The 24303-nt window shown below is 70.9% G+C and carries 19 protein-coding genes, 4 tRNA genes and 1 other RNA gene; 14 read left to right on the plus strand and 10 right to left on the minus strand.

All coding sequences use genetic code 11. The annotated features are described in order from the left end of the window. Positions 1-15: 15 nt before the first annotated feature. Entirely contained in the window at positions 16-495 is a 480-nt protein-coding gene (locus CLV71_RS35855) for a MauE/DoxX family redox-associated membrane protein (RefSeq protein WP_133907353.1), read from the minus strand. A 104-nt stretch (positions 496-599) separates the two neighbouring features. On the opposite strand from CLV71_RS35855, the gene CLV71_RS48110 reads away from it, so the two are divergent. Beyond that, positions 600-1025: a hypothetical protein gene (locus CLV71_RS48110; RefSeq protein ID WP_166664402.1), complete on the plus strand. Its 426-nt coding sequence runs from the start codon at positions 600-602 to the stop codon at positions 1023-1025. A gap of 1338 nt (positions 1026-2363) precedes the next feature. On the opposite strand, the gene ssrA is transcribed toward CLV71_RS48110, so the two are convergent. Beyond that, positions 2364-2738: a transfer-messenger RNA gene (gene ssrA / locus CLV71_RS35865) on the minus strand. 176 nt (positions 2739-2914) lie between these two features. Between ssrA and CLV71_RS35870 the strand changes: the two genes are divergently transcribed. The 7 genes from CLV71_RS35870 (at position 2915) to CLV71_RS48120 (ending at position 7435) form a co-directional block, all read left to right on the plus strand. After that, positions 2915-3637, plus strand: coding sequence for a sensor domain-containing protein (locus tag CLV71_RS35870; protein WP_133907355.1), 723 nt, complete (start codon positions 2915-2917; stop codon positions 3635-3637). 296 nt (positions 3638-3933) lie between these two features. Continuing rightward, positions 3934-5016: a sensor histidine kinase gene (locus CLV71_RS35875; protein ID WP_133907470.1), complete on the plus strand. Its 1083-nt coding sequence runs from the start codon at positions 3934-3936 to the stop codon at positions 5014-5016. Further along, positions 5004-5648, plus strand: a complete 645-nt coding sequence (locus CLV71_RS35880) for a response regulator transcription factor (RefSeq protein ID WP_133907356.1) — start codon at positions 5004-5006, stop codon at positions 5646-5648. Before CLV71_RS35875 ends, CLV71_RS35880 begins: the two co-directional genes overlap by 13 nt. A gap of 88 nt (positions 5649-5736) precedes the next feature. Then, positions 5737-6468: a DUF7873 family protein gene (locus CLV71_RS35885; RefSeq protein WP_133907357.1), complete on the plus strand. Its 732-nt coding sequence runs from the start codon at positions 5737-5739 to the stop codon at positions 6466-6468. A 597-nt stretch (positions 6469-7065) separates the two neighbouring features. Beyond that, a tRNA-Gly gene (locus CLV71_RS35890) sits at positions 7066-7138 on the plus strand. Between the two features lie 81 nt (positions 7139-7219). Next, a tRNA-Ile gene (locus CLV71_RS48115) sits at positions 7220-7291 on the plus strand. A 13-nt stretch (positions 7292-7304) separates the two neighbouring features. Then, positions 7305-7435 (plus strand) — tRNA-OTHER (locus tag CLV71_RS48120). Positions 7436-7447: 12 nt separating this feature from the next. On the opposite strand, the gene CLV71_RS35895 is transcribed toward CLV71_RS48120, so the two are convergent. Genes CLV71_RS35895 through CLV71_RS35905 form a run of 3 tightly spaced genes read right to left on the minus strand, consistent with a single transcriptional unit; the run spans position 7448 to position 9535 of the window. Beyond that, a complete protein-coding gene (locus CLV71_RS35895) occupies positions 7448-8293 on the minus strand; it encodes an ABC transporter permease (protein WP_133907358.1) in 846 nt (281 codons plus the stop codon). Beyond that, entirely contained in the window at positions 8253-9089 is an 837-nt protein-coding gene (locus tag CLV71_RS35900) for an ABC transporter ATP-binding protein (RefSeq protein ID WP_133907359.1), read from the minus strand. The genes CLV71_RS35895 and CLV71_RS35900 overlap by 41 nt, the downstream gene beginning before the upstream one ends. Continuing rightward, positions 9086-9535, minus strand: coding sequence for a MarR family winged helix-turn-helix transcriptional regulator (locus CLV71_RS35905; protein ID WP_243867036.1), 450 nt, complete (start codon positions 9533-9535; stop codon positions 9086-9088). The genes CLV71_RS35900 and CLV71_RS35905 overlap by 4 nt, the downstream gene beginning before the upstream one ends. Before the next feature lie 111 nt (positions 9536-9646). On the opposite strand from CLV71_RS35905, the gene CLV71_RS35910 reads away from it, so the two are divergent. The 3 genes from CLV71_RS35910 (at position 9647) to CLV71_RS48125 (ending at position 11415) form a co-directional block, all read left to right on the plus strand. Beyond that, entirely contained in the window at positions 9647-10183 is a 537-nt protein-coding gene (locus tag CLV71_RS35910) for a SigE family RNA polymerase sigma factor (protein ID WP_133907360.1), read from the plus strand. Next, on the plus strand, positions 10180-10953 hold the full coding sequence (locus CLV71_RS35915) for a hypothetical protein (RefSeq protein ID WP_133907361.1): 774 nt from the start codon (positions 10180-10182) through the stop codon (positions 10951-10953). Before CLV71_RS35910 ends, CLV71_RS35915 begins: the two co-directional genes overlap by 4 nt. Before the next feature lie 331 nt (positions 10954-11284). Continuing rightward, positions 11285-11415, plus strand: a tRNA-OTHER gene (locus CLV71_RS48125). On the opposite strand, the gene CLV71_RS49720 is transcribed toward CLV71_RS48125, so the two are convergent. Then, positions 11370-11609: a hypothetical protein gene (locus CLV71_RS49720; RefSeq protein WP_243867038.1), complete on the minus strand. Its 240-nt coding sequence runs from the start codon at positions 11607-11609 to the stop codon at positions 11370-11372. The genes CLV71_RS48125 and CLV71_RS49720 overlap by 46 nt on opposite strands. A 342-nt stretch (positions 11610-11951) precedes the next feature. Continuing rightward, a complete protein-coding gene (locus CLV71_RS49725; protein ID WP_243867040.1) occupies positions 11952-12191 on the minus strand; it encodes a hypothetical protein in 240 nt (79 codons plus the stop codon). A 14-nt stretch (positions 12192-12205) separates the two neighbouring features. On the opposite strand from CLV71_RS49725, the gene CLV71_RS49730 reads away from it, so the two are divergent. Beyond that, positions 12206-12766: a hypothetical protein gene (locus tag CLV71_RS49730; RefSeq protein WP_243867042.1), complete on the plus strand. Its 561-nt coding sequence runs from the start codon at positions 12206-12208 to the stop codon at positions 12764-12766. A gap of 97 nt (positions 12767-12863) precedes the next feature. On the opposite strand, the gene CLV71_RS35925 is transcribed toward CLV71_RS49730, so the two are convergent. Both CLV71_RS35925 and CLV71_RS35930 read right to left on the minus strand, forming a co-directional pair. Then, complete coding sequence (locus CLV71_RS35925) at positions 12864-14846, minus strand: hypothetical protein (RefSeq protein WP_133907362.1); 1983 nt, start codon at positions 14844-14846, stop codon at positions 12864-12866. Positions 14847-14878: 32 nt separating this feature from the next. Beyond that, complete coding sequence (locus CLV71_RS35930) at positions 14879-17494, minus strand: AAA family ATPase (protein ID WP_133907363.1); 2616 nt, start codon at positions 17492-17494, stop codon at positions 14879-14881. 247 nt (positions 17495-17741) lie between these two features. Here CLV71_RS35930 and CLV71_RS35935 point away from each other — a divergent pair, with 247 nt between their 5' ends. Together CLV71_RS35935 and CLV71_RS35940 are read left to right on the plus strand one after the other, a co-directional pair. Continuing rightward, on the plus strand, positions 17742-20027 hold the full coding sequence (locus tag CLV71_RS35935) for a helix-turn-helix transcriptional regulator (protein ID WP_133907364.1): 2286 nt from the start codon (positions 17742-17744) through the stop codon (positions 20025-20027). 130 nt (positions 20028-20157) lie between these two features. Next, a complete protein-coding gene (locus CLV71_RS35940) occupies positions 20158-22551 on the plus strand; it encodes a right-handed parallel beta-helix repeat-containing protein (RefSeq protein WP_133907365.1) in 2394 nt (797 codons plus the stop codon). 25 nt (positions 22552-22576) lie between these two features. Here the strand turns inward: CLV71_RS35940 and CLV71_RS35945 are convergent, their stop codons facing one another. Then, complete coding sequence (locus CLV71_RS35945; protein WP_133907366.1) at positions 22577-23158, minus strand: hypothetical protein; 582 nt, start codon at positions 23156-23158, stop codon at positions 22577-22579. Positions 23159-24303 lie beyond the last annotated feature (1145 nt).

Here is a 24303-nt window from a genome sequence, read left to right on the forward strand (position 1 = left end):
CGGTCCTGTCCTTCCCTACGTGTCCTGGGGCTCCGCGGCGGGGGCCTTCGCCGTCAACCACCCGTCGAGCGAGGCGAGACTGCGCGGCCGCGCCACCAGCCACCCCGCGAGCAGGAGAAACCCGACGTCGCGCGCGATCTCCTGCGGGTACTGCGTCTGCCCCGCCGCGACCTGTCCGCCGCCGCCGAAGCATCCGCAGTCGATGGTCAGCCCCCGTGCCCAGGACTGCGCGACCGCCCCGACGAAGGCGACGAGCACGACGACCGACACGATCGCGCCGATCCGCGTCCCGAGCCCGACCAGCAGCAACACCCCGAGCGCGAGCTCGAGGAAGGGCAACGCCCCGGCGACGACACTGGACACGGACCCGGGTAGGAGATCGTAGGCCTGCACGGCGATGTAGGTCTGGTTGAGGTCGCTGGCCTTGATGGACCCGGAAACCAGCCACACGGCGGCGAGACCAAGCCGAACAATCAGCCCGACGAGGTCAAGCACCCGCGCAGAAGGTCGCACCACAACACGAAGTTACCGAAGCCGCCTTAGCGCAACCTGAGAGCCCGTCGTCGCAGGTGAGCCCCCACCACAGCACCGTAGACGAGATGGTCGACGACCTGCGGAAAAACGGACAAGCCACGCACAGCGGCCGCTCGCCGCCCAGGCATCCGCAAGTCGACGGCGGCGATGACACCACCAGCGACAACGCCCCAGAAGACGGTCCCCCGCGCGGGCAGAACCTGCGCGAGCACGACGCCCCACCCGGCAGAGATCCCGACGTGCACGGGCACCCCGACAAGAGCCAGGTTCCACCGCCCACGCCCGTCGGGCAGGAGAAGCCGGCCGGCGGCAACCGAGGCGGCAAGGGGATCGCGGCGACGAACGATGGCCCACAGCGTGGAGGGCACCCCGCCGACCACACCACCGGCAATCCCAGCCCGAACCCCACCCCGCCGCACAGACCGAGTGTCCCCGACAACACACCGCAAGGCAGCCCCGGCCGGGAAGCTCCGGCACCGGCGACCGCCTGACGTGGCAAGCCGCCCACCAGGACCGCGAGGACGCCTACCAGCCCCACAACCACCTGAGCCAGAATCCGGCGAAAGCTGGATCGGGAACCAGAGGATGGTGGCCAGGGCTGACCCAGCCGCAACGCGGGCAAGGTCCGGCGTGTGGCTGGGTTGACAACCGAGGGCGATCGGGATGAGACCTGCCAACGCCGGGCAGACACCGACGGCATCCCGAAGGCGGGAACCAAGAGCCCTGACAGGTGCGACCAGGCGGCAACGCGGGGGCGGATCCAGTGGTGACGCTGGGGCAGGATCCGAGGGATGGTGTTGGGGGAGACGCAGGGGCCACGCGAGTGGCATGGGCCGGCGGCGGCGCTGGTCCGTCCCCACCGAGGACCGTGGCTGGCGCGAGGTCAGGCAACAACGCCTGAGGGAGGACCCAGCGGCAACGCCAAGAGCCGCGACAACCGGCAACGCCGAGGGTGGGGAATAGGCAGGGTGTGGGCGGCGACACCGAGGTTGGGGAATCGGCGGTAGGCGGGGTTGTGGGCGGCAACCCCGAGGGTGAGGAATGGGCGGTAGGGCAGGGTTGGTGGGCGGCAACGTCGAGGGCTGGGAATCGGCGGTAGGCGGAGGGCGGTGGGCGGCAACGCCGAGGTTGGGGAATCGGCGGTAGGCAGGGTCGGTGGGCGGCGCCGAGGTTGGGGACCTGGCGGTAGGGCAGGGTTGGTGGGCAGCGATGCAGAGGGTTGGGAACTGTCAGCAGGGCAGGGTCGGTGGGCGGCGCCGAGGTTGGGGACCTGGCGGTAGGGCAGGGTTGGTGGGCCGCGATGCGGAGGGTTGGGAACTGTCAGCAGGGCAGGGTCGGTGGGCGGCGCCGAGGTTGGGGACCTGGCGGTAGGGCAGGGTTGGTGGGCCGCGATGCGGAGGGTTGGGAACTGTCAGCAGGGCAGGGTCGGTGGGCGGCGCCGAGGTTGGGGACCTGGCGGTAGGGCAGGGTTGGTGGGCCGCGATGCGGAGGGTTGGGAACTGTCAGCAGGGCAGGGTCGGTGGGCGGCGCCGAGGTTGGGGACCTGGCGGTAGGGCAGGGTCGGCGGGCCGCGATGCGGAGGGTTGGGAACTGTCAGCAGGGCAGGGTCGGTGGGCGGCGCCGAGGTTGAGGAATCGGCGGTAAGGCAGGGTCGACGAGCGACAGCACCGAGGGCTGGGAACCGGCGGCAACGCCGGAACGGCGGCAGGCGCCCACGCTGGGTCGGGAACCGACCGCGACGTGGGGTCTGCGGGGGTCGCCCCCGCAGAATGATGAGGGCCGACCCCGGCGAGGCTGCGTCAGCAACCGAGCAGGGTCGGCCCAGAGGTCCGTGGAGGTGCCGGGAATCGAACCCGGGTCCTCTGTCGCTTCAACAGGGCTTCTCCGTGCGCAGCTCACTGTGTCTCTACTCGGCCCCGCCGGTCACGTGAACAAGCCGGTGTGACGGGCCCAGCCGCTGTTGGTGTCCCGCAGCGGCCCTGCGGCCAGTCCGCTGCGGTAAGCCTCCTAGCTGATGCCGGCAGACCGGGTCGGAGGCGACCCCGGGCCGACAGACATCGCTACTCGCTCAGGCGGCGAGTGCGACGTCGCGCTGGTTATTAACCTTGGCGCTTATTGGTTTGCGGCGACGCTTGAGGTGGCCATCCGCCTGCACCTGCACGCTTCCCCTGAATCAACGTCCAGAGTCGAAACCGTTCACCCCCTCGTCGTGACTGTGTCACGTGAAGGATAACGCCTGGCGCCCGGCGGATCATCCCGGTTACCGGGCCACCCTCGTGGAGGTAGGGAAAACCCCACCCCCAAGTCTGCGGTACACCGCATGGTCCCCGCCTCCCCGACGCGCCATCCTGGTCACATCACCCGCAAAGGAGACCCAGCGATGACGACCACACACCGTGACGGCACCCGGCCGAACCCACCGCTGTTGGGTTCGCTCGCGTATCTGGTGATGAACCTGCCGATCGGGATCGGGTCGTTCGTGTTCGTCGTGACGAGCACGTTCCTCGGCCTCGGCACCGTGGTCATCTGGGTCGGCCTGGCCGTTCTGACGGTCGGGATGCTGGCGATGCGGGGCATGACCGGCCTCGAGCGGATGAGGGTGCACGCGATGCTGGGCACCTACATCGCCTCGCCGTACCGGCCGCTGCCGGAGAAGGGACGGTGGCTCGCCCGGGTCAAGGACCCCGCCACCTGGAAGGACATGGCCTACCTCGTGCTGCTCCTGCCACTGGGCATCGCGGAGTTCACGATCATGGTGGTGCTGTGGGCGGTCAGCCTGTACCTGACGCTCCTGCCGCTGTACTGGCACTGGGTCCCGGCCGACTGGCAGCTGGTGATGTGGAACCACTCGTTCGTCTCTCCGGACTCCTCGTGGTTGAGCACGCTGCCGTTCGCCGGGCTCGGGGTGCTGATCCTGGCGCTGGCGATCATCGCCACCAACGCCCTGGGCACCATGCACGCCATGTACGCCCGCGCCATGCTCGGCCCGAGCCAGCGCCGGATCGCGAAACTGGAAGGCCTGTCGACGGCTGGTGCGATCGACTGGAGCACCGAGTGGCCGCAGAACACGAGCACGATGACCTACGGATCGGTGTCCCGATGACCAGCCCGGCCGAGAAGCAACCACTGCGCTTGGTCCAGCCCCACGTCCCGGTGGATGCTGGCGAGGTGGCACCGTTTCCCGAGAACCCACAACCGCAGGGCGCGCCCTACCCGGACGTCCAGCAGGCGGAGTACCCCACGCAGGGCCTGGACCTGGGTGCCCACGCCGCCCCGCTGACGCAGCCGCTGACCCAGCAGGCGACCGTGCCCGTTGCCCAGCCGGAGCCCGAGGTGGCGGTGGGTGCGGAGGTCGACAAGCCGACGCTGGTCAGCCGCGGTTTCCGGGCGGCGGGGTTCATGCTCGCGGGCTTCCCGGTCAACCTGCTCGCCTTCATCCTCATCGTGACGTTGTTCTCGGTCGGGGTGAGCACCCTGGTCGTCTGGCTGGGCCTGGTCGTCCTGCTGGTCGCGACGAAGACGGTCTTCGGTTTCGCCGCCGCCAACCGGGGGCTGATCCGCAGGACGCTCGGCGTGGACATCCCCGCGCCGCCGATCACCTACGACGACTCCGGCACGTTCTGGCAGCGATACTTACGCCGCCTGACGCACCCGCAGATGTGGCGCAACCTCGCCTACCTGGTGCTGGCGTTCCCACTCGCCTGCTTCGAGTTCCCGCTGGCGATCGCCGGTGTGATCATCCTGCCGGTCGGTCTGTTCGTGCTGCCCGTGGTCGCCGCGCTGCACGTCCTGCTGGCGCGGGCGCTGCTCGGGCCGAACTCGACCGCCGCGCTGGAGCAGAAGGCCGAGCGCCTGCAGGCGTCGCGGGCCCGTGGCGTCGACGCGGCGGAGGCCGAGCGGCGGCGCATCGAGCGGGACCTGCACGACGGCGCGCAGCAGCGGCTCGTGGCGGTCGCCATGGGGCTCGGCCGGGCGAAGTCGAAGATGGACCTCGACCCGGACGCGGCCAAGGCGCTGATCGACGAAGCACACGCGGACGCGAAGCTCGCGGTGTCGGAGCTGCGTGACCTTGCTCGCGGCATCTATCCGGCGGTGCTCGGCGACCGGGGTCTCGACGCGGCACTGTCGTCGCTGGCGGCGAAGTGCCCGATCCCGGTCGAGGTCAACGTCCGGATCGACCCCCGGCCGCCTGCCGCGGTGGAGTCGACCGCGTACTTCATCGTCGGCGAGTGCCTCACGAACATCGCGAAGCACTCCGGCGCCGCGGAGGCCAAGGTCAACGCGTGGCGTGAGGAGCGGCCTACCGGCGACCTGGTGGTCGTGGAGATCACCGACGACGGTCACGGCGGCGCGTCGATGCGTGCGGGCGGTGGGCTGTCGGGTCTCGCGGACAGGGCTGCCACGATTGACGGCGTGATGACCGTGGTGAGCCCCATCGGCGGGCCGACAGTGATCAGGGCGGACCTGCCATGCGTGTGGTGATCGCGGAGGACTCCGTGTTGCTGCGGGCGGGCATCCAGCGCCTGCTGGCCGACGAGAACATCGAGACGGTCGCGGCCACGGAGGACGGTGACGGGCTGCTGGTCGCCGTCAGCGAGCACCGGCCGGACCTCGCGATCGTGGACGTGCGGATGCCGCCGTCGTTCACCGACGAGGGTCTGCGGGCGGCACTGCGTGCGCGCGAGCAGCAGCCGGGGCTGCCGGTGCTGGTGCTGTCGCAGTACGTGGAGGAGCGGTACGCGGTGGAGCTGCTGTCCGGCGGCGCGGGTGGGGTCGGCTACCTCCTCAAGGAGCGGGTGGCCGACGTCGCCGAGTTCGTGGACGCGGTGCACCGGGTCGCGAACGGCGGCACGTGCATCGACCAGGAGGTGATCGCACAGCTCATGGCACGTGGCAGGCGCAACCCCATCGACGTGCTCACCCCCAGGGAGCGCGAGGTCCTCGGGCTGATGGCCCAGGGGCTCACCAACGTGGCCATCGCCAAGTCGCTGACGGTCTCCGACGGCGCCGTGGAGAAGCACGTCGGCAACATCTTCTCGAAGCTGGGCCTGGAACCCAGCGCGGAGGAGCACCGCAGGGTCCGCGCGGTGCTGACCTTCCTCGAACGCGGATAAGGGACCCGGGGGGTGAGGGAACTTGTCGAAATCGGGTGCGGGTAAGCCATTTCGGTCTATAGGGTGCCCCCGGTAAAGGGGGCACGGCATGACGAAGCTGAACCAGATCATCGCGGTCGAGAAGAGTGTCAAGAGCGGCTCGCTCCGGGAGCTCACCGATGCTCATCACGGGCTGCAGAAGCCCACGCTGCTCGCCGGCATCTCGCGGACCTACCAGCCGAAGGACGAAGACGGCGAGGTACTGCCGCCGGAGTCCACACGGGTGCAGGTCAAGGCCGAGGACGTCCTGCGCAGGACCGCCGCCATGCTGACCCGCCTGTTCGACGTCACCGCGACCAAGGACTGGGCCAACTGCGTGGCCAAGGCCGACATCGTGGTCGACGGCCAGACGCTGCTGCGTGACGTGCCGGTGTCCTACCTGCTCTTCCTGGAGAAGCAGCTGACCGACCTGCACACGTTCGTCAAGAAGCTGCCGCTACTGGACGCGGCCGAGGACTGGGGCTTCGACGGGTCCGCCGACTGCTGGCGCACCGAGCAGGTCCGCACCATCCGCACCAAGAAGGTCCCGCGCAACCACGTCAAGGCCGAGGCGACCGAGAAGCACCCGGCGCAGGTCGAGGTGTACTACGAGGACATCCCGGTCGGCTACTGGAGCACGGTGAAGTTCTCCGGCGCGCTGCCCGCGCAGCGCGTCAACGAGCTGCTCGACCGCGTGGAGAAGCTCCAGCACGCGGTGAAGTTCGCTCGGGAGGAAGCCAACAACATGGAGATCACCGACCACCACGTTGGCGAGGTGATCTTCGGCTACCTGTTCGGGTAGCACCACGGACTCCCCGCTGGAGCGCGGGGATGCGCTCCCAGAAGGGAGCGTGAAGCTGAAGCTGAAACGTCAGCCTGAATCGCTCGGTAAGAGTGGGGGTTCGAATCCCTCTCCCGGCACCCCACGCCGGGATAGCCCAACAGGCAGAGGCAGCCGAGGTCAATCTCAGACTCTCGCTCCAGACTCAGCATTTCCGCCGAACGCCAGATCACTCGAGGCCGGGCAAGACTCGTCGGGGTGTGGGTTCGAATCCTGCTGGCCGCTCCACGTGCGGCTGTAGCTCAACGGCAGAGCACGACGACCTAAGGACTGATCCGACCTCTTAAACGTCGCTGGTGTGCGCAAATGGGCGGGACAACGGGGCCCTGGACTGGACATGTCCAGGGCCCCACCTGCATTCCCGGGCAGCCGGCCGTCTCGATAAACAGGTTGATGGTCGGCGAGGCGTCGGTCATCATTGGTTTCACCAGATCAGAGGAGAAGAGATGGCCGGCATCAAAGGCGAAAGGCTCCCGTCGTGACGAGGTGATGGCACGCCAGGGAGCCGCCCATCGGGAAACCGGTCCGGGCGGCTTTCTCTGTCTGGGGCAGGTTTACGCGGTCGTGGTGAACTCGGCGGACATGCCGGTCTTCCAAACCGGAGAAGTGGGTTCGATGCCCACCGACCGCTCTCCACACGTGCCTCTCGCGGTCGATTGGTGGAGCACCCGCCTCGTCAGCGGGGTTCGAGACCCCGAGGGAGGCTCGTGTACGAGGTGGAGCATGGCGGTCTGTGCGGCGCCCTGATAAGGCGATGGATCAGGTTCGACTCCTGGCACCTCGACGTTCGGCAACCTGGGTCGTTAGCTCAAGGGTAGAGCAGTCGCCGAGTAGCGTGGCCGCCCTCCGCACGCACGTGCGGCCATGGCAACGCTTCCTTCTCTCTTCTTCAACCGACAGGTTCGGGGTTCGAGTCCCCGGCGATCCACTTTCTTCCCGTTCAGCGCGCCAGGCGGCCCAGCAGTGACGAGGAGGCTGCCACGCCCGCCGCGGCGGCCACGACCAGGACGGCGAAGTCCGTGGCGAGGTGGGCCGGTGTGCCGAGCAGTAAACCTCGCAGTGCGTCGACCTGGTAGGTGAGTGGGTTCACCGTGCTGATGGCGCGGACCCACGCCGGCATCACGTCGACCGGGTACAGGGCGTTGGAGGCGAAGAAGAGCGGCATCGTGATGGCCTGGCCGATGCCCATCAGCCGGTCGCGGGTGAGGACGATGCCCGCGATCGTCATGGAGAGGCAGGCGAAGAACGCCGAGCCGAGGACCACGGCGACCGCGACACCCAGTAGCCGCAGCGGGTTCCACGTCATGCCCACGCCCAGCAGCGCGGCCAGTACCACCACCACGACCGCCTGGACGACCGCTTTGACGCCTGCCGCGAACGCCTTTCCCGTGATCAGCGCCGCCCTCGGTGTCGGGGTGACCAGCAGCTTGGTGAGCACGCCCGCGTCGCGCTCCCAGATGATGTGGATGCCGTAGAAGATCGAGATGAACATCGCGGACTGGGCGATGATCCCCGGTGCCATGTAGTCGAGGTACGGAATCCCGCCGGTCGGGATCGCGCGGATGCGGGTGAAGGTCTCGCCGAAGATCAGTAGCCAGAGGGCCGGTTGGATCGCCCTCGTGTACAGCTCGGTGCGGTCGTGGCGCAGCTTCTGCAGCTCGACCACGCACATCGCGCCTACCCGGGCTGCCACCACCCGCCAGCCGGTGCGGGCTCTGGGTGGCGTCAGCAGCAGCGGTGAGGTCTCAACCGAGCCGGGAAGCGGTGCGGCGGGTGCGGCGGACATCGCTGAACCTCTCCTTCTGGTCCTCGTGCGCGTCGGCCAGGTCGCGCCCCGCGAAATGGCGGAAGACGTCCTCCAGCGTCGGCGGTGGTCCGTCGCCCCTGGTGGCCGCCAGGTTGTCCTTCAGCTCACGGGGTGTGCCCAGGCCGCGGATCTGGCCTCGGTGCATCAGGGCGACGCGGTCGCAGTACTGGTCTGCCTCGTCCATGTAGTGGGTGGTGACCAGCACGGTCATGCCGGTGGCGGCCCGCACCGCGCCGATGTGCTCCCACACCTCGGTGCGGGCGATGGGGTCCAGTCCGATGGTCGGCTCGTCCAGCACCAGCAGCCGCGGCGCGTTGACCAGCGCCTGCGCCAGCTCCAGCCTGCGGATCATGCCGCCGGAGTACGTCTTGGCCAGGCGGTCGGCGGCGTCGGTGAGACCGACGGCCTCCAGTGCGGCCGCCACGCGTGGGCGGCGCTCCCTGCGGGGCACGTCGAAGACGCGGGCGAACAGGGTCACGTTCTCCCTGCCGGTGAGTCCGGCGTCGGCCGAGAGCGCCTGTGGGACGTAGCCCAGCAGTCGCCTGACCGCCATCTTCTCCCTGGCCACGTCGTTGCCGAACACCTGGACCATGCCCGCCGCCACCGGCAGCAGGGTGGTGATCGCGCGGATCGTCGTCGTCTTGCCCGCGCCGTTCGGGCCGAGCAGGCCGAAGACCTCTCCGGTGGCCACCGAGAGATCGACACCGTCCACCGCCCGGTTCGTGCCGAACGCGTAGACCAAGCCGGTGCAGTCGACCGCGGAACCGGTCGTCATGTGCCGTCCACCTCCTTCCGCAGGCCCTGCGCGAGCCTGCGCAGGGCGGGCACCGCCGCGGCCAGTGCCGCGCGGTCCGGTACCGACAGGCGTCCCACCTGTTCCCGCATGAGTGCCTCGCGCCTTTCCTGCCAGTCACGCATCCGTTTCTCGGCGACCGGGGTGAGGTGCAGCACCGCCGCCCGCCGGTCGTCGGCCGCCTTTTCGCGGTGCAGCAGGCCGGCCTCGGCCAGCTCGTTGACCAGCGTCGACACCGTGTTGCCCGCCAGGCCCAGCCGCTCGGCCGCGTGCGAGACGCGGACCCCCGGGTGCTTGTCGACCAGGCGCAGCAGCTCCACCTGCGCACCGCGGATCGGCGGGCCGACAACACCGGCCCGCAGGGTGCGCCGCATCAGCCGGTGCACTCCGTGGAGCACGTCGGCGAAGTCGTCGGGGACGTCCGTCACCGCCCCAGATTACCTCTGAAGCAGAGCTAACTACTCGTGATGCGCGGCACTCGGCCGTGCAACCCTTCGCGAACCGGTTCCGTAAGTAACCGCGGTGCGAAGGGAGTACACATGCGGAAAGCCGACGAGGACCGGTTCCGGGAGTTCGCCCGGAGTCATGCCATGGCCATGCGGCGCAGCGCGTTCCTGCTCTGCGGCGACTGGCACCTGGCTGAGGATCTGGTGCAGACCGCATTGATCAAGATGTACCGCGCCTGGCCTCGGATGGTGCGGACCGACCGCCCGGTCAACTACGCACGCAGGACCCTGCTCCGCTGCTGGCTCGACGAGCTGCGCAGGCCGTGGCGCCGTGCCGAGCGGCGGGACGGCCTCGTGCCGGACGCCGTCGACGGCGCGGTCGACCCGGCCTGGGCCCAGCAGCGACAGGACCTGCGTGGGGAGCTGTTCGACGCGTTGTCCGCGATACCGCCGAGGCAGCGAGCGGTGCTCGTCCTCCGTTATTTCGAGTCGCTCTCCGTCGCCGAGACGGCGGAGGCGCTCGGGTGCTCCGAGGGCACTGTCAAGAGCCAGGCCGCACGTGGTCTGGCTGCGATGAAGGCCGCACTCGACCCGGCGGCCGAGGCAGCGTTGAGGAGTGAGTTGTCATGATCGAAGATCGGCTTGCGGAGGAGTTCCGTTCGGCGGTGACCGGCGAGCCGCCACTGGGTTTCGACCCGGACGACGTGGTGACCGAGGCCGCGCACCGACGCAGGCGCAGGTTGGCCGCCGGGGCGACCGCCTTCGCGACCGGCGGCGTGGCGTTGGCCGCCGCGGCGGTGTTCGCCACGTCCGGCATGGCCGGTTCGTCTGACGTACGGGTGGGTGCCGGGCCGTCGGGCTCGGTCGTCTCGACCACGCCGCCGGGGGAGGGCAAGCCGGCCGAGTCGATGCCGCCCTCGACGCCGCCGACCTTCCCGGGGTCGGACGAGGTGGTGGCGAACCTCGGGCAGGTGATCCCGGCGGTGCTGCACGACCGGGTGCCGGGACTGGAGTTCACCGAGCCGGACAGCGGCCCCCTGATGGTCGTCGATGGCAGGCGCGGGGTCGGCGGTGCCTATCTCGTGAGCGGCACCACACACCGGTACGTGACGGTCTTCGTCTACCACGACAAGGACACGCTCGACCTCGTCGGCGACCCGGCGGCGAGCGGCGGCTGGGGACCGCTCCTCAGCGACACCCCCCAACAGGACGGCTCCCACCTGCGGGTCTACGGCCTCGGCGGAGGCGACAGCCAGGGTCTGACGGTCCTGCACCTGCGCACCGACGGCGTGATCGTGCAGGCCGACACCACGGCGAAGCCCGAGCCGGGACAGAACGGCCTCGCCGTGAGCCAGGAGGTGCTGACCGCCGTCGCCACGGACCCCCGGTTGACGTTCTGACACGACGGGCGGCCGGGCTCCGGCTCGGCCGCCCGGCTGTGCCGAAGGGACGGCAGCACTCCCGGCCGCCGGGGCAAATTCCGTTGACGGGTGGGCGGGGCGCGGTCATGATTGTCCTCGTTGAACTGACCAAAGGGGAAATGATGACCGGCCGAAAGCGTCAGCGAGCGAGGTGGTGCCCCGCCGCCATGCCGCTTGCCGGCCGTGAACAGGCCAAACTGTGGTCCATCGACGAGGGCTCCCCGCCGTGACGTGGTGATGTCACGACCAGGAGCCGCCCCTCGGGAAACCGATCAGGGCGGTTTCTTTTGTTTGTTCACGAATTACCCATGGGTCGTTAGCTCAATGGGTAGAGCAGCCGGCTGAACTAGTGCGCCCGCTTTCCGCTCACGCGGACATGGGTGCGCTTCCTTCTTCTACCGGACCGGCAGGTTCGGGGTTCGAGTCCCCGGCGACCCACCAGATGACGGAAAGGGGAGACCCGTGCTCGAGAAGTTGATCATCCAGAAGACGCTGCGCGTGCCGGCGAGCGCGGGCGCCCACGGCGACGGCACGGCGGTGGCCCGGCAGCTCGACGCGGCTCTGCTCGGCGTCGGCTTCTCCGCCTCGCGGGCCCTGCTCGACCACGTCGGCGGCCTGGCGACGGGTCCGGCCATGGACCTCGCCGCCACGGTCGTGGCCTCGGTTCGCGAGCTGGTCGGTGACCACGTCCAGCACAACGCCTACTTCGTCGGCTTCCCGGACGGCGTGCCCGACACCGTCGAGTTCTGGGTCGAGCGGCTGCGTGCCGCCGTGCTCACCGGTGACGCGACCGACGCCCAGCTGCGCGATGCGGTCACCTCCGGCGGGATCGACCTGCTCAGCCTCCCCGGCTACGGCACTTACCAGCACACCTACGCCGACCTCCTGGCCGCGCACGACGACCTCGTCGCCTCGGCGGGTGACCGGCTGACCGTGCTCCACCTCGGCGACACCGTCGAGGCGGAGGCGGCGCGTCTCTACCTGTCCATGGCGGGCAGTGTGACGCCGCTCGGCGAGGCCGACCTGGCGATCCTCAGCGAGCTCGCGGTGTCCTGTGTGGACGACGAGCAGCCCGCTGAGATCCCGGTGCGGGAGAACCGTGCCGTGCTCAACGGGGTTCGGCTGGTCCTCGGCCGGCCTCTCGTCGCGGTCGACACCACGACCGACGTACTGCGCCTGGCCTGCCAGGTCTCCGGCGGCGACGTCTCTCTCGCCACGCCGACGCGGTTGCGTGCACTCCGGCGACGTCACCGACGCACGCGAGGGCGCGACCGAGTTCATCGACGTGCCGCTCGCCGGCATGGGGCAGTACGTGGTGCCGCAGGTCCACGTCTACGCGGGCGAGTCGTTCGACGAGGTCGCGGAGTCGATGTTCGGGTACCAGACCCGTGGGCGCGACCAGGGCGGCGCGCCGTTCGACGCGCGGACCGTGCGGTCACGCTCGAGGCTGCACGGCCAGGGCCGGGTGGCGCTACCGGTGGTGTTCGCCAGGGGCGAGCACGGTTGGCAGGCGGTGTGGCTGCACCTGTACCTGCGGGGCACGCCGGCGTTCAACCGGGTGGAAGGCAACACGTTCACCACGGCCCACCGCGTGCGGGCACTGGTGGAGCGGCGGTACCTGACCATGTCCTACCTCGTCGGCCTGTGGCGCACGCGGACCGAGGTGACGATCTGGGACGGTCGAGCACTCGACGGGCCGGTGACGTTCGTCGGTGTCGACGCGCCTCGCGAGCTGCCCGACGGATCGGACGTGTATACATTGGACCGGCTCGGCGAGCTGATCCCGGCGTGATCGTGGCCAGTGGGGCCATGGGAGGGCTTCCTTCTTCCAGGAACACAACCCCTTAGCACTCCCGCTTTCCCCGCTGGCCACGGTCAGAACTGCTCGGTCACTCGACACCCGGGAACCGGAACACGGCCTCCGGCAAGGGGTTCTCGTTCGTGGCCGGTCGCTTCCACATCTCGGCGAAGCGTCGCAGGGAGGTCGTGGCGAGCTGGTCGAGCGAGTGGCGGGTCTCGTCCACCGTGCCGTCGGCGAAGATCTCCGCGGGAGACAGCTCACGCAGCAGGAGCATGGGACGCTCGCCGTCGGTCAGCTCCAGGACCTTGAAGCGTGTCCCGGGAGGGAAGACCACCCGGTCCGCCACCGTCGCGTCAAGCGGTGCCGTCCTGCGGGCGGTCATCGACCACACCAGCAGGTCCGCCTCGCCCTCGCCGGGCGCGGGCGGCGCGGTCAGCATGCTGTGGAAGGCGGGCTCGGTCACGATCGTGTTGTGGCGGTAGAAGTCCCACTGCGCCGCCGTGGGGGTCAGTGTCGCCACCGTGCCACCCCGGTGCTGCGGCAGTGCCCTCAACGCCGTCACAGCGCAGCGGGCCAGGTCCACGTACGGGCCTTTCCTGCCGTCACGCAGGGCCTTGTTCATGGTCTGGTCCGTCAGGTACAGGTGCAGCGCCAACGCGTCCTCCGGCGCGCCTGCGGCCAGCTTCGGGTGCGCCGCGACGATCTCCCGGACCGGGTCGGCCTTCGGACCGAACTCCTTCGGCCATGACTCGCGGACCCTCGCGCGGGTCTGCGTCATCCCCTCCTCGGACAGCGGTGTACTCAGGTCCACCGGGAGGGACGTCGTGGGCACGGACTCGGTCAGCCAGTCGAACTCCTCGACCGTCGCCACGTCCGGCGGCGAGGTCGCCACGAGACGGCTCGCCAGCCTCGCGGCGTAGTCGAGCTTCCCGTGCACCTCCTGCGCGACCGTCCGCATGCGAGGCGTGTCTTCGTGCAGCAGCAGCATCGTCGCGGGGTCCACCGGGGTGGCACGCGGCTCGTCCGCGTTGGCCGGGGCCTCGGCGGGCCTGACCCACAGGCCCGCGGACACGACCTCCAGCACCACGTCCGGGGCGTACTCGTACGTGCCCGGCGCGAGCTCGCGGAGGCCGGACAGCGGGGCGCGGTACGCCGCCGGCTTCGGGACCGTGCCGTGCGGTGAGTACGTGAGCTGCTGTACGAACGCGTTCCAGCCGTGCGAGCCGTCCTCGCGGAGGAGGTGGACATCCGACCTGCCCACCGGCATGCCCGTGTAGCAGGTGATCTCCTCGTCGAGGAGGTCGGCCAGTGCCTGGCCCAGCGGGGTTCCGGAGGGGGTGGCCACCGGTCCGAAGTGGACGAACCGCACTTTCGGGTGGTCGGCGGGCGGCAGGGCCTCCCACAGCGAGACCACGTCGTCCAAGGGAAGCTCCGGGAGGTCGCGGCCGCCCAGCGCGATCGTCAACACGTCCGGCCTGCACGGGATCGAGTGCGTGATCCGGTTCCTGCCCGCGTCCAGACGGCCCCTGTCACCCTCCGGGCGCAGCCACAGGCCGGACGGCATCGGCTCCGCGGTGCTCTTCCCCGTCCCGAACCGCTCGTTGACCAGCAACGACTCCCAGGACGGGCGTGGGAAGCGCTTCGCCTCACGTGCCGGCTCGCTGCCGGGCTGGAAGCGCAGCCAGCCGGTGCCGGGGCCCGCGTCCACGAACAGGCCGCCGTTCAGGTCGCGGAACAGGATGCCCGCGGGAGCCAGCACCGTGCGGCCGAGCCTGGCGGACAGCCAGTGACCTGCCGGCCCACCCAGCTCGCGGGACCCGTTCGTCAGCACCAGGCGCAGGCCGCGACGGCTGCGGGGCAGCGAAGTCGCGACGTACTCCCAGAACGTGCTCTCCACGGTGGTCGGCATGTCCGCCACCACGAGGTCGTTGTCCGGGTCGGCAGGCAACGCCGACGCGAGCGAGCGTGCGTCGGGGCTCATTCCGTCCGGGGCGTGCACCACCACGGCGTTGCCGACGGTGGTGACGCCGTGGTGCACGCTCCGCGGGCGGAGTTTCGTGAGCAGTGACATCGGCCTCCCCTTCCGATCCGGTCTCATGGTGGCTAGGAGTTCTCCGACGCGGACCGGTACTCGCCGTTGAGCATCGCCGTCGACAGCTCGATCCGGGAGCGGTAGCCGGTTCTGACGAACAGGCGCGACAGGCGGCCCTCGACGCTCTTGTCGCTGGTCCGCAGGGCCGCGGCCAGCTGCTTGTTGCTCAGGCCGCCCGCCGCCAGCATCGCCAGCAGGCGTTCGTTCTCCGCGACCGTCTCCTTGCGGCCGGGGACCGGCACGCCGTGGTCACGCATCACGTTGCGCGACCACGCCCGGTACAGCACCGCGTCCAGCGTGCCGAGCAGCCCGTACGCCTCGGCGAGCAGCCTCGGGTCGGCGCCGCCGTGCCTGACCAGGCGGTCCAGCACGATCGCCTGCTCGAGCGGCTGCGCACGCTCCCGAACCAGCCGCTCGCACTCCCGGGCCGCCTCGTGGTCCTTGTCGACCGTCGCGCGGGCCAGCAGGGTCAGCATCGTCGCGCGACTGGTCTGACACAGGCGTTCCAACGCGGCGAGGCCCTGTTCGGCCTCGGCGCGGTCGCCGCGTTCCAGTGCCAGGTCGACGAGCTCGCTCCACACGACGTCCATGCCGACCGCGAGACCGGACTCGGTCACGCAGCGCCGCAGCCGGGCGCTCGCGCCGTCGTCGTCGCCGAACGCGCGGTCCACCTGTGCGTCGGCGAGGTCCAGCAGGTGCGCGAGCGTGGGCGGGGTGGCACGCGCGGTGTCGAGCAGCTGCCGTGCCGTGGCCAGCTCGCCCCGGGCGACGAGCACCGACACCGTGCTCGCGTACATGCCTGCCGAGCGGGTCTCCGCGCAGGCGATGCTCCTGCGGGCGAGGTCGACGGCCGCCTCCGCGTCGCCGCGTGCCGCCGCCAGCATCGACCGGCAGTACAGCGGTAGCTCCTCGGCGGCCAGCCCTTCCTCGGCGAGCAACCGCTCCGCCCGGTGCGTGTCGCCGGTGACGAGCAGCGCCGAGACGTGGCTGTCGACCTGGTCGAGCAGGTGCCGTCGCGACGAGCGCAGCGGCCAGTCGCGCCGGCCCGCGAGGCTGCGCTCGAACCGTTCCGGCGAGCCGGTCCACAGCTCGGCCATCGTCGCGGTCAGCCCGCCGAGCATGGCCGAGGTCGGGTTTCCCTCGTCCCACCCGGACTCGCGCAGCAGGTCACGTGCCTCCCGCCAGCGGTCCAGCCACCCGCAGGCCAGTGCGTGCGTGACGGTCGAGCGACCGGCCCAGTGGCCCTGTCCCGCCACCACCTCGCCGAGCGCCTCACGGTTGCCCGCGGCGCCGAGCGCCGCGGTCGCCATCGCGGCCACCTCCTGCGTGGTGTCCGGCGACAGCTGGTCGGCGTGGTCCTCGAGCAGCCGCAGCGCGCCGTGCAGGCACTGGTCGTGGTCCCCGAGCACGAAGCAGGTGGCCGTGTGCATGAGCAGGACCCGTGCGCGTTGGCGTTGGTCGCAGGCGAGCTCGGTCGCGGCGGCGAGCCAGCGCAGCGCGCACTCGGGCCGGTCGTCCCGCACGGCCGCCGCCCGGTGCAACAGCTCGCGAAGGGCACGTTCGGTGTCGACCAGCGCACCCGCGTCGGCGATGCGGTCGGCGAGGTAGTCCTGGTCGTCGCACACCGCCGTGTTCGTCCAGACCGCCGTCACCACCGCGGCCGACAGTGCCCGGCGCTCGAACGGGCCGAGGCACGCGAACAGCGCGGCGCCGACCAACGGCACGACGAACCGCCACGAGCGGCCCCGGTGCACGACACCGGCGTCGGCCAGCCGGTCCAGCAACGCCTGTGCGTCCGGTTCCTCGACGCGCAGGACCTCGGCGAGCAGCGTGGGCACCTCGGTGCCGAGCGGGGCGAGCACGGCCATCGCCTTCGCAGCAGCCCAGCAGTCCGCGCCGAGGTCGCGGACGGCCTCGACGAGCTGGTTGTCCGCCGGCGGCACGACCGGGGTGCCCGGCCGCACCAGGTAGGCCCTGCGGTCCACGACCTGCACGGACCCGTTGCGCAGCAACGCCTCCACCGTGTCCCGGACGGCGGCGGGCAGGCCACGGCTCAGCTCGCGCACCCGCCGGGTGAGCGCGGGCTCCGGCGACGCGGTGAGCATCGTCGTCACCTCGCGGGCGACCGCGCGGTGGGTGGCGGGCACGAGCCGGAACTGGTCGACGAGGTCAGCGGCCCGCAGGTCACGCAGCACCGCGGCCATACGCGGGGTCGGTGGGGTGGAACGGAAGGCGCAGACGCACCGCGTCCTGCCGCGGACCAGCGCGTGCAGCACGGCGAGCGAGTCGGGGTCGAGCCACTGGGCGTCGTCGATGAGCAGGACGGTGTTGGGGGTGGCGATCATCGTGGCGACGCGCCGCGCGAGCTCGGGGTTGTCGGCGGCACCCTGCACCGGGCCGAACGGCGCCCCGGCCTGGTCGGGTGCCGGCAGCCGCACGGCGTGCTCGCCGGGGGCGAACCGGATCGGCAGCAGGTCGCCCCTGGCGGTGGCGCGGCTCGCCGTCACGCGGCAGCCCTTGCGCAGCAACAGGTCGCTGAGCTGCGCGAGCAGGGTCGTCTTGCCGATGCCCTCGGCGCCGGTGACCAGGACGAGCGGCCGTCTCGCCGCGACGATCTCGTCCAGCATGCCGTGACCACCCCCGATGGTTGAACCAATCCCTACCGAGAACCACGCGCCGGGCGACGCCGAAGGTTCAGGTGGGGGATAGCCCTACCCGCGGCGGGGGACAGCCCCCGCGAACACGCAGGGCTACCACCCATGCACTGGGGGGACAGACCCAACGACACAGCCGCCTATCCCGACAACGCTAGCCCACGGAAAACCAAGTGTTCCCAACTCAACCGCAGAGTGTGTGGAGGCGAGGGATCCCGCGATGAAATGGCAACGCCACGAGCTGGTCGGCCGCCGTGCCGAGCTCGACGAGCTGCGCAGGCACAGCGAGGAGCCTGCGCTGCTGGTGGTCCGCGGACCGGCGGGCAGCGGGAAGACCGCCGTGCTGCGGCGCTTCCGTGCCGAGTGCGCGGGGGCGGTCCTCGACCTCGGCGGCGGGCCCGTGTGGGACGAGTTCCGGGCCGGGGCGCTGCTGACCGCGGTGCGCGCGGACTTCGAGGCCTTCGGTGTCAACCCGAGGGTCGCCGAGGCGATCGAGGCGGTGAGCAGGCTCTGCGTGCCGCAGTCCTATGCCACGCCAGGGAGTCGCCACCGGCTGCTCGGTGCCATCAGCGTGCTGTTGACCCGTATCCGCGTCCGGCTCGTCATCGTGGTCGACGACGCCGACGAGGTGCCGGTGTCCGCGCTCGCTCCCATGCACCGCGCCGGACACACCGTCGTCGCCGCGTGCGGCACCACCGCGCCGAGGGAGCTGTGCTCGCTCGCCGACGTCGTCGTCGACCTGGCGCCCCTGACCAACGAGGAGATCGGCCGCCTGCTCTGGCAGGTCGCTGCCGCGCCGGTCGACGAGGCCGTCCCGCGCGCGCTGCGCGACAACCTCGGCCCCCTGTGCGGGAACGCGGGCACCCTGGTGTCCACTGTGGAGAGCCTGCTCGACGAGGGCCGCCTCGCGAAGGTGCACGGGGTGCTCGCCCTGCGCGCGCCGCGCGCGCCGATCGCGCTGCCCTCGGGACACCGGCTGCTCGACGAGCTGGACGCCCTCGGGCGGGTGCTCGTCGGTCTGGCCGCGTGCGAGAGCGGGTTCCGGGTCGACCAGATCCCCGAGCTTGCCGAGTCCTCCGGGCACTCGGCACTCGACTTCGGTCACGCCGTCGACCGGCTCGTGCGTGCCGGCGTGCTGGTGCACGAGGCCAACGGCAGGCTGCGGTGCCGCGCGAGGGCCATCGGTGCCACGGTGGCCGAGCCGTCGCACCCGGTGGTGCCGTCGGACCGGCTGTCGCGGCAGTTCATCGCCGAGGCGGACTACGAGGGACTCGCCGCGTTCGTCGCGGACGTGGTGGCGCGGGCGGGCGGTGTGTTCGACGACGCAGGGGAGCGGGACGAGCTCGCCGCCGCCGCGGCGCTCGCCGCGATGCACACCGGTCAGGCCGTGTCCGACGCCGTGCGGAACGCACTCGCCGGTGACGCGCTCGCCCTCGCCGACCGGTGGTTCGCCGGGGCGCGGCTGCGGGTCGCGGACGTCGCCGAGAGCCTCGGTCGGCTCGCCCGCCCAGTGCGTGGCGTACTCGACGGGCACGCCGACACCCGAGACCTCGTGCCGGTACTGAGATCCGTGCTCGGCCCCCTCTACCGGACACCGACCGGGGGACCGCTCGCCGCCTACCACCGCGTCTGCCGCGGCTACGCCGACGGCGACTGGGCCGACGCCCTCAGCGCCGCACGGGAACTGGAGTTCCTCTCCGTGGGTGAGCCGGTACTCGACGCCGCCCGGTTGCTCGCGGCCGAGATCTGCGGCTGGCGCGGTGAGGACCGCCAGGCCGCCGCGTGGCTGGCGGCCGTCGGTGAGGACACCCTGTTCCCCGGGCTGCGTGGCTGGGTCGCGACAGGACTGCTGGACCAGGACTCCGCCGACGCCCTGTCCTACGGCTGGGACTGGTACACCGCACACGCGGAGCGCCTCGAGGAACCCGGCGCCGCACGCCTGCTGACCCGCCTCGCCTCGCTCGCCACCGACACGGGCGACCGCTACCGCGCACGCGCGGTCCTGCGTGCCGCACTCGCTCGCTACGGCCCCGAGTCCGAGACCTGCCTGCTCGTGCGGGGTCTGGTCGACGGCGACGGGGCGAGCGTGCGGGCCGTCGAGCCGGTCGTGCGCGCGCGGGGCACCCGGTTCGAGCTCGCGTTCGCCTGCCAGCGGCTGGCACACCTGTCCGGTGAGCCGCGGCCGTGGCTGTCCGAGGCCTACGAGCTGGCGCGTTCGATGGGGGCGGCGAAGCTCGTGACCACGACGAGGCGGGCGATGGAGGGCTGCGGTGTCGCCGTGCCGGTGCGCAGGGTGCGGCAGTCCGACGTGTCCGATGTGGAGCTGCGGATCATCGAGCTGATCCGGTCGGGCAAGACGAACCGGCAGATCGCGCTCTCGTTGCGGGTGAGCTCGAAGACGGTGGAGAAGCACCTCACCAGGTTGTTCGCGAAGGCGGGCTGCCGGACGCGCCACGCGCTGGCGATGTCCGGCCTCGGCGCACGGCAGGAACTCGTGGGCGCGTGACAGGAGCGCAACGAAGGAGCCGGACGAGGAGCAGGGCTCGGGAGCGAGGGACGAGCGTCCTGTGACGAACGAAAGAGGTGGCCGAGCGGATGAGCGCAGCGACCAGTGTTGAGGCGGAGGAGTCGCGACCGTGAGCAAGGACGTCATTGTCATCTCGCAGATCCCGGGGCACGGGCAGCGCAGCATCTCCGACGCCATCGCGGGGGCGACGGAAGGCGCGCTGATCGTCGTGGGTCCCGGCCGGTATCACGAGAACCTGGTGCTGTCCAAGCCCGTCACGATCACCGCGGAGGACGGCCCCGGCACCGTCCAGGTGGTCGCGAGGAGCGGGCCGACCGTGACGTTGTCCGCCGACTCCGCCGCACTGTCCGGCATCACGATCGTCGCGGGCGACACGGAGAGTCCCGCCGTGCTGGTCGTCCGAGGTCAGCTGTCCATCACCGAGTGCGAGGTGCGGGCATCGGCGTGGGCCACAGTGTTCGCGCGCGACCAGGGGATGGTGTTGATGCGCGACTGCGTCATCCACAACACGGTCGGCGCCGGAGTCGTGGTGACCTCCCCGAACGGCGGCGTGCTCGACGGCTGCCGGCTCGACGCGCTCGGCACCTCGGCGATCGTCGTGGCCGACGACGGCAACCTGCGCGTGCGCTCGTGCGCGGTGCGTGACGCCGCGGGCAACGGCATCTGCCTCAACGGCCGCGGCCAGCTCACCGTCGAGGACACCACGGTGTCCGGCACGGGGAAGCCCGCCGTCGCGGTGGAGCAGGGCGCCGGCCTGTCGGCCACCCGCCTGACGGTGATGGACGCGATGGCCATCGGCTTCTACCTCGCCACGACGGACCGGGTGTCCCTCGAGGACTGCACGGTCGAACGGGCCGGGGCGGAGGGTGTCTTCGTGGCCGAGGGCTGCACCCCGACACTGCGTGGCATGAAGGTCTCCGGCACGCGTGGCCGCGGCATGCACTTCGGCGGCCGTTGCGGCGGCACGGTGTCCGCGTCCACCGTGTCCGATGTGGACGGTATCGGCGTCTCGGTGAGCGAGCGGAGCGTCACCGAGTTCGAGCAGCTCACGGTGTCCTTGTGCACGCAGTCCGGGGTGCGGGTGGACGGCGGGGCCGACCCGCTGTTCCGCAGGCTGCACGTGCTCGGCTGCGACGGCGACTCGATCGCGCTGGTGGGCAGCCGGGGCACGATGGAGAACGTCGAGGTCGAGGGCGGCGGCACCGGGCTGATGGTCGACGAGGCGGCGCGGCCGACGGTCAACGGCCTGAGCGTCCGCAAGACCGTGGGCGCCGGTGTGAGCGTGACCGCTGCGACGCTCGCACTCAGCGAGGCCGCGATCGAGGCAACGGGCGGCGACGGCGTGCACGCCGGGAGCGGCGCGGACCTCTCGCTCGTGCGATGCCGGGTGCAGGGCAGTGCGGGTATGGGCTGCCTGTTCGCGGAGGGCTCGTCGGGGTCGGTGACGGAGTCGGAGTTCTCCGGCGGCTCGGCGGACGGGATCCGGGTCGACACCGAGGAGTCCGTGCGGGTCACCAAGTGCACGGTCCGCGACAACCACGGCAGCGGCGTGCGGCAGACCAGACCGGGTACCTCGATCGAGGTCATCGACCTGATCACCAGCGGCAACCTCGCCCCCGACGCCTTCGGCACCACGGCGACCGCGGACGTCCTCGCGCCCGCACCTGCCCAGGCGCCCGCGCGACCCAGACGTGGCTCGGACCCGGTGCAGGAGCTGGAGAACCTGGTCGGGCTCGCCGGGGTGAAGGCCGAGGTGACGTCACTGATCAACCTGAACAAGATGGCCAAACGGCGCATGGACGCGGGCCTGTCCGCGCCGCCGATGGCCAGGCACCTGGTGTTCGCGGGCGCGCCCGGCACGGGCAAGACCACGGTCGCCCGGCTGTACGGCGTAATCCTCGCGGAGCTGGGTGTGCTGCGGAAGGGGCACCTGGTCGAGGTCGCGAGGGCGGACCTGGTCGCGCAGATCATCGGTGGCACGGCCATCAAGACCACGGAGGCCTTCGAGTCCGCGCTGGGCGGGGTTTTCTTCGTCGACGAGGCGTACACACTGTCCAGTGGCCGGGGTGGCAACGGCCCCGACTTCGGTCGTGAGGCGATCGACACGCTCGTGAAGCTGATGGAGGACCACCGCGACGACGTCGTGGTGATCGCCGCGGGCTACTCGAAGGAGATGGCGGACTTCCTGTCCGCCAACCCCGGCATGGAGTCCCGCTTCAGCCGCACGATCGAGTTCGCCAACTACACGCCGGACGAGCTGGTGACGATCGTGCGCACCCAGTGCGCCAAGCACGACTACCGGCTCGACGACGACGCGGGCGAGGCGCTGCTGAAGTACTTCGAGGAGATCCCGAAGGACGGCACCTTCGGCAACGGCCGCACCGCGCGGCGCGTGTTCGAGCGGATGACCGACCGACAGGCGTCCCGGCTGGCGACCGACCCCAACGCGAACGCCGCGGACCTCACCCTGCTGACCCAGGAAGACCTGATTACCGCCAGGTGAGCCACACCAGGGAGTGAGAGATGCATCAGCTCGACCTGCTGGTCGCCGAACCACTGCACGAGCGGCACGTGCTGGTCCGGCACCGTGACGAGGCGGGGCTGGACCACCGGCTCGTCGGTGCCGCCCCCGTGGAGCCGGGGCAGCTCCTGGTGCTGGCCACACCCGGCGCGCACGAGGTGCCTTCGCTCGTGGAGGACCTGCCCGTGCTCCTGGAGTCCTTCTTGGACGGTGTGGAGTCGGTGTGGGTGGGCGTCGGCAGCCTTGCCGCCTCCGCCGCGGTGTCGGAGCTGGCCTCGTCGCTCGGTGTTCCCGTCGTCGCGCCGGATGGTGGGGTCGCGGCCATGCCGGGCGCGGCGTTGTACGCGGGACACGGGGTCGGGGGGACGGGGTGGTACTCGGCCGGGGAGTTCGCCGGTGCGCGTTTCCCGTTGCCGGAGTGGGAGTCGTGGGTGCCGGACGCGCCGGTCGAGGTCGACGGGTTCGTTGCGTCGCCGGTGCCGTGTGGTCTCGTGATCGGTTCTGCTACCGCGTTCGAGGTGCCGGTCAACCAGCGGTTCCCGAAGCTCGTCCTCGGTTCGCCGGTGCCGTCGCCCGCTGTCGTGGCCACGCTGCTTGGTGGTTTGCCCGACCGGCCGATCATGCTGGTGCCGACGGTTCCCGATGCGGCGTCGCACATCTGGCAGGCCGAGCTTGCGATGCGGTTGTCGCGCGATGTGGTGTTCAGTGCGGGGAGGCAGGTGCGAACGCGGAACGGGGCGTTGTCGACGATCGTGCCGGATGCTGCCGGTGGTCGGCTTTACCGGCCGTTTCCGTTGGTGTTGCAGCAGGGGGCCGGGGGTGGGGACCAGCGGGTGCTGGACATCGCCGCTGCGCCGCCCGGGTGGGAGCGGGAGGGGCGGCGGTCGTATCGGCATGCCGGTGGGGCGGTGGTGGCGGATGTCGTGCCGTCCGGGCTGGTGCTTCGGGCCGCTGACGGGTCGTCGGCTGATCCGGCTGCGGAGGCCGCGCCGTTCGACCCGGCTGGGTGGACGTTGACGTTGGGTATTTCCGGGCAGGCTGCGGGGTTGCCGGTGCTTGCGGCGGCGGAGGAGTTGTTGACTGTTCTGCCTGCTGAGCAGCGGGCGGTGGTGCGGGTGCGGATGGCCGGGGTGATGGACGAGGAGGCCGAACACGCGCTTGACCGGTGGGCTGGTGGGCGCAAGCGCCGGGCGGCTTCGGTGTCCGAAGAGGACGGTTTGTTGCCTGGGCGCGGGTTCGTGGTCGCTCCACCCGAGCCGGACGAGTTCGCGATCGGGGCGACGCTTGGCGGGTCCGCGCCTGAGCTGACGACACCGGTTGCCGTTGCCAGTGGGCCGGCTGAGCCGTCGGTGTCGGTTGTGGGTGCGAGGTCTGGTGGGCCGTTGGCCGGGTCTGTGCCGGCTGCTGCTTCGGGCGGGCAGGTTGTGTCGGGTACCGGGTCTGGTAGGGCGTTGGCGGCCGGGTCCGTGTCGGCTGGAGACTTGAGTGGACCGTCTGTGTCGGGTGTGGGTGCGGGGTCTGGCGGGGCGTTGGCGACTGGGCCTGCGCCGGCTGGTAGTGCGAGTGGGCAGGTTGTGCCTGCTGTGGATGTGGGGTCTGGCGGCTCCGTAGCGGGCCGGCCTGTGTCGGCTGGTGGCTCGAGTGGGCCGTCTGTGCCTGGGGTGGATGTTGGGTCTGGTGGGCCGTTGGTCCCTGGTTCCGTGCCTCCGCAGGCTGCCGGTTCAAAGGCGGAGG

The organism is Actinophytocola oryzae, from assembly GCF_004364325.1.
Classification (GTDB): Bacteria; Actinomycetota; Actinomycetes; order Mycobacteriales; family Pseudonocardiaceae; genus Actinophytocola; species Actinophytocola oryzae.

Coding starts and splice junctions, on each gene's coding strand:
- CLV71_RS35870 (WP_133907355.1), top strand. CDS start 2,915: ATGACGACCACACACCGTGACGGCACCCGGCCGAACCCACCGCTGTTG.
- CLV71_RS49720 (WP_243867038.1), bottom strand. CDS start 11,609: ATGGCCGGACCCGTCGCCAGGCCGCCGACGTGGTCGAGCAGGGCCCGC.
- CLV71_RS35880 (WP_133907356.1), top strand. CDS start 5,004: ATGCGTGTGGTGATCGCGGAGGACTCCGTGTTGCTGCGGGCGGGCATC.
- CLV71_RS35895 (WP_133907358.1), bottom strand. CDS start 8,293: ATGTCCGCCGCACCCGCCGCACCGCTTCCCGGCTCGGTTGAGACCTCA.
- CLV71_RS35875 (WP_133907470.1), top strand. CDS start 3,934: ATGCTCGCGGGCTTCCCGGTCAACCTGCTCGCCTTCATCCTCATCGTG.
- CLV71_RS35930 (WP_133907363.1), bottom strand. CDS start 17,494: ATGCTGGACGAGATCGTCGCGGCGAGACGGCCGCTCGTCCTGGTCACC.
- CLV71_RS35915 (WP_133907361.1), top strand. CDS start 10,180: ATGATCGAAGATCGGCTTGCGGAGGAGTTCCGTTCGGCGGTGACCGGC.
- CLV71_RS35910 (WP_133907360.1), top strand. CDS start 9,647: ATGCGGAAAGCCGACGAGGACCGGTTCCGGGAGTTCGCCCGGAGTCAT.
- CLV71_RS35925 (WP_133907362.1), bottom strand. CDS start 14,846: ATGTCACTGCTCACGAAACTCCGCCCGCGGAGCGTGCACCACGGCGTC.
- CLV71_RS35935 (WP_133907364.1), top strand. CDS start 17,742: ATGAAATGGCAACGCCACGAGCTGGTCGGCCGCCGTGCCGAGCTCGAC.
- CLV71_RS35885 (WP_133907357.1), top strand. CDS start 5,737: ATGACGAAGCTGAACCAGATCATCGCGGTCGAGAAGAGTGTCAAGAGC.
- CLV71_RS35900 (WP_133907359.1), bottom strand. CDS start 9,089: ATGACGACCGGTTCCGCGGTCGACTGCACCGGCTTGGTCTACGCGTTC.
- CLV71_RS48110 (WP_166664402.1), top strand. CDS start 600: ATGGTCGACGACCTGCGGAAAAACGGACAAGCCACGCACAGCGGCCGC.